Annotated in this window: 10 protein-coding genes; 5 read left to right on the top strand and 5 right to left on the bottom strand. The window is 71.7% G+C overall.

Translation table 11 applies throughout. The annotated features are described in order from the left end of the window. Positions 1–1,096: acetyl-CoA C-acetyltransferase (locus tag ACRDSK_RS14225; protein ID WP_431441158.1), on the bottom strand; the 1,096-nt coding region annotated here is incomplete at its 3' end. 124 nt (positions 1,097–1,220) lie between these two features. On the opposite strand from ACRDSK_RS14225, the gene mce reads away from it, so the two are divergent. Continuing rightward, entirely contained in the window at positions 1,221–1,670 is a 450-nt protein-coding gene (mce, locus tag ACRDSK_RS14220) for a methylmalonyl-CoA epimerase (RefSeq protein ID WP_431441156.1), read from the top strand. Here mce and ACRDSK_RS14215 read toward each other — a convergent pair. Beyond that, positions 1,621–2,256, bottom strand: coding sequence for a TetR/AcrR family transcriptional regulator (locus tag ACRDSK_RS14215; RefSeq protein WP_431441154.1), 636 nt, complete (start codon positions 2,254–2,256; stop codon positions 1,621–1,623). The genes mce and ACRDSK_RS14215 overlap by 50 nt on opposite strands. A 100-nt stretch (positions 2,257–2,356) precedes the next feature. Further along, positions 2,357–2,737, bottom strand: coding sequence for an SPW repeat protein (locus ACRDSK_RS14210; protein ID WP_431441152.1), 381 nt, complete (start codon positions 2,735–2,737; stop codon positions 2,357–2,359). 135 nt (positions 2,738–2,872) lie between these two features. Between ACRDSK_RS14210 and ccrA the strand changes: the two genes are divergently transcribed. Both ccrA and ACRDSK_RS14200 read left to right on the top strand, forming a co-directional pair. After that, positions 2,873–4,204 (top strand): crotonyl-CoA carboxylase/reductase, encoded by a 1,332-nt coding sequence (ccrA, locus tag ACRDSK_RS14205; RefSeq protein WP_431441150.1) that lies wholly within the window; start codon positions 2,873–2,875, stop codon positions 4,202–4,204. Between the two features lie 45 nt (positions 4,205–4,249). Beyond that, positions 4,250–5,350: a chromosome segregation protein gene (locus ACRDSK_RS14200; protein WP_431441148.1), complete on the top strand. Its 1,101-nt coding sequence runs from the start codon at positions 4,250–4,252 to the stop codon at positions 5,348–5,350. Between the two features lie 15 nt (positions 5,351–5,365). Here the strand turns inward: ACRDSK_RS14200 and ACRDSK_RS14195 are convergent, their stop codons facing one another. Then, on the bottom strand, positions 5,366–5,806 hold the full coding sequence (locus ACRDSK_RS14195; protein WP_431441146.1) for a nucleoside deaminase: 441 nt from the start codon (positions 5,804–5,806) through the stop codon (positions 5,366–5,368). A gap of 72 nt (positions 5,807–5,878) precedes the next feature. Here ACRDSK_RS14195 and ACRDSK_RS14190 point away from each other — a divergent pair, with 72 nt between their 5' ends. Both ACRDSK_RS14190 and ACRDSK_RS14185 read left to right on the top strand, forming a co-directional pair. Continuing rightward, a complete protein-coding gene (locus tag ACRDSK_RS14190) occupies positions 5,879–6,331 on the top strand; it encodes a universal stress protein (RefSeq protein ID WP_431441144.1) in 453 nt (150 codons plus the stop codon). Next, entirely contained in the window at positions 6,328–7,443 is a 1,116-nt protein-coding gene (locus ACRDSK_RS14185) for an adenylate/guanylate cyclase domain-containing protein (protein ID WP_431441142.1), read from the top strand. Before ACRDSK_RS14190 ends, ACRDSK_RS14185 begins: the two co-directional genes overlap by 4 nt. Here ACRDSK_RS14185 and ACRDSK_RS14180 read toward each other — a convergent pair. After that, entirely contained in the window at positions 7,440–8,174 is a 735-nt protein-coding gene (locus ACRDSK_RS14180; RefSeq protein WP_431441140.1) for an alpha/beta fold hydrolase, read from the bottom strand. The genes ACRDSK_RS14185 and ACRDSK_RS14180 overlap by 4 nt on opposite strands. Positions 8,175–8,205: the final 31 nt, after the last annotated feature.

Here is an 8,205-nt window from a genome sequence, read left to right as displayed (position 1 = left end):
GCTCGTAGGCCGGGTGCACGGCCAGCCGCGCGCCGGAGGCCCCGATCGGGTGGCCCAGCGCGATCGCGCCGCCGTTGACGTTGACGATGTCCTCGCTGACGCCCAGCTGCTTGGTGGAGACCAGCCCGACCGCGGCGAACGCCTCGTTGATCTCCACGAGCGCGAGGTCCGAGGCGGACGCGCCGGCCTTGGCGAGCGCGGCCTTGATCGCGTTGGACGGCTGCTCGTGCAGGCTAGCGTCCGGCCCGGCGACCACGCCGTGCGCGCCGATCTCGGCGAGCCACTCGAGGCCCAGCTCCTGCGCCTTGGCCTTGCTCATCACGACGACCGCCGCGGCGCCGTCGGAGATCTGCGAGGCCGAGCCCGCGGTGATGGTCCCGTCCGACGCGAACGCCGGGCGCAGCTTCGCGAGGCCCTCGGCCGTGGTGTCGCCGCGCACGCCCTCGTCGGTGTCGAACACGACCGGGTCGCCCTTGCGCTGCGGGATGGTGACCGGAGTGATCTCGTCGACGAACACGCCGTTCTCGATCGCCGCGGCGGCCCGCTGGTGCGAGCGGGCGGAGAAGGCGTCCTGGTCGGCGCGGGTGAGGCCGTAGCGGGAGTTGTACTTCTCGGTCGACGCGCCCATGGCGACCTGGTCGAACGCGCAGAACAGGCCGTCGTGGGCCATGTGGTCCTGCATCGTCACGTCGCCGTACTTGAACCCGGACCGGGACTTCGCCAGCAGGTGCGGCGCCTGGGTCATCGACTCCTGGCCGCCGGCGACGACGATCTCGAACTCGCCGGCGCGGATCAGCTGGTCGGCGAGCGCGATCGCGTCGAGCCCGGACAGGCACACCTTGTTGATCGTCAGGGCCGGCACGTCCATGGGGATGCCGGCGGCGACCGCGGCCTGGCGGGCGGGGATCTGGCCGGCGCCGGCGGTCAGCACCTGGCCCATGATCGTGTACTGCACCTGCTCCGGCGCGACCCCGGCGCGCTCGAGCGCGGCCCTGATGGCGACGCCGCCGAGCTGTGCGCCGCTGAAGTCCTTGAGCGAGCCGAGCAGGCGGCCGATCGGGGTGCGCGCCCCGGCGACGATGACGGAACCGGACACGGATGAGCCTCCAGCAGCTAGCGGGCGTTAACTTCGTACGTTACCCGCGCCGCGCCGCGCGGGCACCGCTCGATGTGAGTAGCCGCACAATGGTCGGGCCGGCTCCGGCGTTACGTTGTGTCGCATGGACGAGCTTAAGTCGTACGTCACGGCGATCGACCACGTCGGCATCGCGGTGCCCGACCTGGACGAGGCGATCGCGTTCCACCGGGACGTGCTCGGCCTCGAGCTCTACCACGAGGAGGTCAACGAGGCGCAGGGCGTCCGCGAGGCGATGCTGCGCCCGCCGGGTGGCGGCGCCGCGGTGCAGCTGCTCGCACCACTCGGCCCGGACACGACCATCGGGAAGTTCCTCGCCAAGAAGGGACCCGGTATCCAACAGATGGCCTACCGGGTCACCGACGTCGACGCCGTCGCCGACGCGTTGCGCGCCAAGGGAAAGCGCGTGATGTACGAGGCGGCCAGGCACGGCACGGCGAACAGCCGGGTGAACTTCGTGCACCCGAAGGACGCCGGCGGGGTGCTCATCGAGCTAGTGGAGCCTGCTCCGGAGGACGGGTCGCCGGCCCACTGAGCGCGCCGGCGATGAACTCGACCTCGCGGTCGATGGTCTCCGCGCTCGCCGCGGTCGTGCCGTCCTCGGCCTCGCCGTGCCGAGCCACCGAGTGGCGGTAGCTGACCGCGAGCGCCAGCAGGCCCGAGGCCGTGTCCACCGCGGCGACCGGCAGGCTGCCCATGCCCGCCGCCATGATCACCGCGCGGATCTGGTCGACGACCTTGCCGAACCGCTCCTGCAGCGCGTCGCGGACCGCGGTGTGCGTATCGGCCTCGCGCCAGAGCAGGTGCGAGAGCAGGTAGGAGGCCCGCATCCGGGCGTCGAGCTCGGCGACCAGGCGGCGCAGGCTCGCGGCCACGTCGCCGGGGACGACGATGCCGGTGGGGTCGACGCGCTCGTCGGGCAGCCGCTCCACGAGCGCGGTGAGCAGGTCGGGCTTGCGCTGGAAGTAGTAGTGCACGAGGCCCTTCGGCACACCCGCCCGGGCGGCGATCTTCGACGTCGGGGTGGCGTCGAAGCCGAACTCGGCGAACAGCTCCTCGGCGGCGGCCAGGATCCGCTCGCGCGCCGACGGGTCGTCGCTCTTCCTCTTGGTCAGCCGCATGTCGTGCTGTCCCCTTCTCGCAGGCTCGCGGCCCATAACGTAACCCGGGAGCCACGCCATGGGCCGCGTGCGCTTGTCGAAGGGGTCGGTCAGCTGTTGCTCAGTGCTGGCCGGCCATCCCACTGCCGGACTTGTGCGCCGCCTGCGCGATCGGCAGTGCCGCCGCGCCGACGAGCACGGTCAGCGCGCCGACGATCCACGACGTCCAGGCGATGCCCGTGAGGTCGGTGTAGCTCATCACCCATGGGGAGATGATCATGAGCACGCCGAGCACGACCTGCATCCCCTCGCCGTAGACCTGCCCGGGCATGGCGAGCGAGACCAGGCCGTCGAGGGCGATGAGCGCACCCAGCACGATCATCGTCCACGTCGCGCCGGCCTCTGTGTCCATCCACAGTGGGGTCAGTAGCGCCACGACACCCAGTACGACCTCCGCCCAGTCGTGCGGCCTGGTCCAAGGCCGAACCGCGGGACTCGTCATCGAGACCACCTCCTTGTTGTGGAGCCTCGTGGTCGATTCTCCGCTTTGATTGGCCGGCCGGTCAAACTCGGCTGTGCGTCTCTCCGGTCACAGTTTCCCGTTCTTTACCGTTACCGGTGAGTAGCGTCGGTGCGCATGCGGAAGATCCTCGACGCCATCCTCGCCGACGACCTGGCCGCGGTCGGCTCGCTGCCTCTCCCCTCGACCTACCGGGGCGTGACCGTGCGCGCCGACGAGGTGGAGATGTTCGCCGGTCAGTCCACTCAGGACAAGGACCCGCGTAGGTCGCTGCACGTCGACGACGTCGCCACCCCCGAGCTGGGGCCCGGCGAGGCGCTCGTCGCCGTCATGGCCAGCGCGGTCAACTACAACACCGTCTGGACCTCGATCTTCGAACCGATGGACACGTTCGGCTTCCTGCGCCGGTACGGGAAGACCTCGCCGCTGGCGCAGCGGCACGACCTGCCCTACCACGTCGTCGGCTCCGACCTCGCCGGCGTCGTGCTGCGCACCGGGCCGGGAGTCAACGCCTGGCAGCCCGGCGACGAGGTCGTGGCGCACTGCCTGAACGTCGAGCTCGAGCACCCGGACGGGCACGCCGACACGATGCTCGACCCCGAGCAGCGCATCTGGGGCTTCGAGACCAACTTCGGCGGGCTCGCCGAGCTCGCGCTGGTCAAGTCCAACCAGCTCATGCCCAAGCCCAACCACCTGACCTGGGAGGAGGCCGCCTGCCCGGGGCTGGTCAACTCCACCGCCTACCGCCAGCTCGTCTCCCGCAACGGCGCCGACATGAAGCAGGGCGACACGGTCCTGATCTGGGGCGCGTCCGGCGGCCTCGGCTCCTACGCCACGCAGTTCGCGTTGAACGGCGGGGCCACGCCGGTGTGCGTGGTCGGCAGCGAGCAGAAGGCCGAGATCTGCCGGCAGATGGGCGCCGAGCTGATCATCGACCGCAACGCGGAGGGCTACAAGTTCTGGAAGGACGAGGTCACCCAGGACCCGAAGGAGTGGAAGCGGTTCGGCGCCCGGATCCGCGAGCTGACCGGCGGTGACGACCCCGACATCGTGTTCGAGCACCCCGGTCAGGAGACGTTCGGCGCCAGTGTCTACGTGGCCAGGAAGGGCGGCACGATCGTCACCTGCGCGTCGACCAGCGGCTTCCTCCACCAGTACGACAACCGGTACCTCTGGATGAACCTGAAGCGGATCATCGGCTCACATTTCGCCAACTACCGCGAGGCGTGGGAGGCGAACCGGTTGATCGCCAAGGGAAAGATCCATCCCACACTGTCCAGTGTGTACCCGATGGAGCAGACCGGGCAAGCCGCGTACGACGTGCACCGCAACGCGCACCAGGGCAAGGTCGGCGTGCTCTGCCTGGCGCCGGAGGAGGGGCTCGGCGTCCGCGACCCGGAGCTGCGGGAGCGCCACCTCGCGGCGATCAACCGATTCCGCGGCGTGTAATCAGGTAGTGCCGCCGGCCGCGGCCGGTCAGGGTAGCGTGGGCGCATGTCGTTAGGTGAGGAGCGCGACCTCGTACCACTGGGAGCCGGGTTCGACATCTCCAAGCGCGGCTACAACCGCGTTCAGGTGGAAGAGCATCTCGAACAGTTGGACGGTCAGCTGAAGCTGCTCGCCGCCGACCGCAACGCGGCGGCGGCGCAGGCGGGCGAGCTCACCGCACAGCTCGAGGTCGCCCGCACGACCATCGACGACATGCGCGGCCAGATCGACCGTCTCTCGATGCCGCCGACGACGATGGAGGGCCTGAGCGAGCGCCTCCAGCGGATGCTGCGCCTCGCGCAGGAGGAGCGCGAAGAGGTCAACGCCAAGGCCAAGGCCGAGGCCGACGTCATCAAGGCCGAGGCGCAGGCCGAGGCCGCGCGGATGAGCGAGCGGTACCAGAAGCAGCTCGTCGAGCTGGACGAGCGGCGCGAGGCCATGGAGGCCGAGCACCGCGGCGTGCTGGAGAAGGCGCGCGCCGACGCCGCCGAGATCACCTCCGCCGCCGAGGCCGAGCGGACCAAGCTCGACGCCGACGCCGAACAGCGCCGCAACACCGTCGAGGAGGACTTCGAGATCGCGATGGCCTCGCGGCGCACGAAGTCGATGCGCGCGCTCGCCGAGCAGGAGGCCACGTCGAAGTCGGAGGCCGAGCGGCGCGTTCGCGAGGCGACCGAGGAGTCGAACCGCCGCCGCCACGACGCGATCACCGAGTCGACCGCCCGCCTGCAGGAGGCGCGCGACGAGTCGCACCGCCTGGTCCGCGAGGCCACCGAGGAGGCCAACCGCCGGATCAACCACGCGGCGGAGCGCGTGAACGCCCTGCGCCAGCTGCGCACCCGGGTGGCCGAGCAGCTCGCCTCCGCCCGTGACCTGGTGGCCGACGCGCACGAGAGTCTCGAGCTGGCCACTCCCGCCTTCGACCACCTGCCGGAGGAGAAGAAGGCGGCGGAGCGTCCGACGCCGGCCGCGCGCAAGAGCGACCCGGTGCCCGGCCCGCCGCAGGAGCAGTGGGAGTCCGCCCAGGACGGTGTACCGGCCGACGTGTCCGCGGCGCAGACCAAGCGGATGACCCCCGCGAACAAGCCGGCGGCACAGCGCCGCTGACTGTTCGACGCTGACCTACTCGCCGATGTCCTCGTACCAGAGCTCCGGGTGCGCGGCGACGAAGTCGGTCATCAGCTCCACGCAGCGGGCGTCGTCGACGATCGTGATCTTCACGCCGTGCTCGGCGAGCCACTCGTGGCCGCCGGAGAACGTCGTCGCCTCGCCGATGACCACGCGGGGGATCGCGAACTGGCGGACCAGGCCGCTGCAGTACCAGCACGGCGACAGCGTCGTGACCATCGTCGTGTCGCGGTAGTGGCGGCGGCGGCCGGCGTTGCGGAAGGCGGCCGTCTCGGCGTGCATCGACGGGTCGCCGTCCTGCACCCGGCGGTTGTGGCCGCGGCCCAGAACCTCGCCGTCCGGCCCGAGCAGCGCCGCCCCGATGGGGATGCCACCCTCCGCCAGCCCGTGGCGCGCCTCCTCGACCGCCACCCCGATCACCCCGGCAAGATCCATGCCTCATTCTGCGGTCGGGTTGCCCCGCACGGTAGGTTTACCCGCGAGTAGATAGCACGCTCGGGAGGCAACGTGGCTGCTTACCAGACCGTGGTCGTCGGCACGGACGGCTCGGACTCCTCCTACCTCGCAGTCGATCGCGCCGCACGGATCGCCGCGGACAGCGAGGCGACGCTGGTCATCGCGTGCGCGTACCACCCGGCCCGAACCGAGGACGTCTCCCGCGCGCAGGACGAGCTCGGCGACGACGTCGCCTACCAGGTCGTCGGTTCGTCGCCGGCCGAGGAGTCCGTGCGCACCGCGGCCGAGCGGGCCAAGCGGGCCGGGGCCACGCGGATCGACACGGTCGTGGTCGACGGCGAGCCGGTGGCCACGCTGGCCAAGGTGGTCGCCGAGCGGTCCGCGGACCTGCTGGTCATCGGCAACCGCGGGCTGAACACGCTCGCCGGCCGGATCCTCGGCTCGGTCCCCGCCGAGGCCGCCCGCAAGTCGAAGGTCGACGTCCTCATCGTGCACACCACGTGACCGAACCCGCCCAGGACGCGCTACGGCAGCGCATCGAGCGAATCCTGCTGGGCGGCGAGCGCACGTACACCCGCGCCGAGGTCGCCGAGCGATCCGGCGTGCCGCCCGAGCGGGCCACCGCGCTGTGGCGCGCGCTCGGCTTCGCGACCGCCGCCGAGGACGACGCGGTGTTCACCGACGGCGACGTCCACGCGGTGCGCACGGTCAACGAGCTCATCCAGTCCGGCCTCATCGACCCGGCCGCGGCGATCTCCAGCGCCCGGATGATCGGCCAGCACATGTCCCGGCTCGCCGAGTCGCAGGTACTGATGCTGCGCGACATCGTCGCCGCGAACCCCGAGCTCGCCGAACAGCGCCAGCTCGGCCGGCTCGTCGAGCGTCTGACGCCGGACCTCGAGCAGCTGCAGGACTTCGTGTGGCGCCGCCATCTCGCGGCGTACTCGGTGCGCATGCTGGTCGCGTCCGACGCGGAGATCGACGAGCGCCGGCAGGTCGTGGGGTTCGCCGACATGGTCGGGTTCACGAGCCTCACCCGGCGCTCGACCGAGGCCGAGCTGGTCACCGTGGTGGACCGGTTCGAGACGATCGCCGCCGAGGTCGTGGCGGACAACCACGGCCGCATCGTGAAGATGCTCGGCGACGAGGTCCTGTTCGTGGCCGACTCCCCCACCGACGGCGCGGAGATCGCGCTGACCCTGCTGGCCGTCACCGAGGCCGACCACGACGTGCCGCCGCTGCGGGCCGGCCTCGCGCTGGGCCGGGTGCTCAACCGGTTCGGCGACGTGTACGGCTCGGTGGTCAACATCGCGAGCCGGCTGACCTCGATCGCGCGCCCCGGCTCCGTGCTGGTCGACCGCGAGCTGGCCGACGCGCTCGAGGACGAGGCCGGGTACACGATCCGGCACCGCCGCCCGGTCGCGGTCCGCGGCTACGCCCGGCTGCGCTCGTCGAGCCTGCGCCGCGCCGGCGACGAGCCGCCGACGCTCGGTGAGTCCGCGCAGCGGCTCGCGGCCGAGGTCCTCGGCCTGGTCGGGGACGAGGAGGAGGAGCCACATATCCCCCTCGAACCCGACGACGACCGGCCCCGCCGCTCGCGGCGCAGGCGGCGCTAACCGAGCCAGTTCCGCAACGCGGTGGCCACCTCGCCGGGTACCTCCAGCGGTGCGAGGTGTCCGGCGGCCGGCAGCTCGACGAACGTCGCCCGGGGCAACGCCTTCACGAGCGCGACCGACTCCTCCCCCGGGATCAGCGCGTCCTCGGTGCCGCGCAGGACGAGGGCCGGCACGTCGGCCTCGCGCAGCGCGTCGAACGAGTCCGGCCGGGCCGCCATCGCGCGCTGCGCCCAGGCCACGGCCGCCGGCTGCTGGTCCGTGATCAGCCGGCGCAGCTCCGTCTCGACGTCGGGCCGCCGCTCCAGCGTGGTCGGGCCGAGCAGTGTGGTGAGCATGTCGTCGGCGAGCCGGCCGATGCCGTCGGCCTCGACCCGGTCGGCCATCGCGAACCGGTTCGCCCGGGCCTCGTCGGTGTCGGCGGATGCCTTGGTGTTGACCAGCACCAGCCCGCCGACCCGGGCCGGCGCGCGACGCAGCAGGGCCATCGCGACGTAGCCGCCCATCGAGCAGCCGCCGACGACCGTCCGCTCGACGCCGAGCCGGTCCAGCGTCTCGAGCACGCTGTCCGCGGCCGCGTCCAGGTCGGGCTCCGCGCCGGCCGGCGGCGCCCCGCCGAAGCCCGGCAGGTCCGGGGTGACCAGCCGGTCGCCGAGTGCGGGACGCAGGCCGTCCCACATCCGGGAGTCGAGCGGGAACGCGTGCAGCAGGACCACAGGTTCGGACAAACGCACGTGACCATCCTCCTTCGCCGGATGACATGAT

Origin of the sequence: Actinophytocola sp. (assembly GCF_050699915.1) — a bacterium.
Taxonomy (GTDB): Bacteria; Actinomycetota; Actinomycetes; order Mycobacteriales; family Pseudonocardiaceae; genus Actinophytocola.
Note: the sequence above shows the minus strand (reverse complement) of the source record. Positions and strands in the feature narration are given on the sequence as shown.

What these genes read in the sequence shown, in the direction of transcription:
- mce (WP_431441156.1), top strand. Translation starts at nt 1,221, where the DNA reads ATGGACGAGCTTAAGTCGTACGTCACGGCGATCGACCACGTCGGCATC.
- ACRDSK_RS14215 (WP_431441154.1), bottom strand. Translation starts at nt 2,256, where the DNA reads ATGCGGCTGACCAAGAGGAAGAGCGACGACCCGTCGGCGCGCGAGCGG.
- ACRDSK_RS14210 (WP_431441152.1), bottom strand. Translation starts at nt 2,737, where the DNA reads ATGACGAGTCCCGCGGTTCGGCCTTGGACCAGGCCGCACGACTGGGCG.
- ccrA (WP_431441150.1), top strand. Translation starts at nt 2,873, where the DNA reads ATGCGGAAGATCCTCGACGCCATCCTCGCCGACGACCTGGCCGCGGTC.
- ACRDSK_RS14200 (WP_431441148.1), top strand. Translation starts at nt 4,250, where the DNA reads ATGTCGTTAGGTGAGGAGCGCGACCTCGTACCACTGGGAGCCGGGTTC.
- ACRDSK_RS14195 (WP_431441146.1), bottom strand. Translation starts at nt 5,806, where the DNA reads ATGGATCTTGCCGGGGTGATCGGGGTGGCGGTCGAGGAGGCGCGCCAC.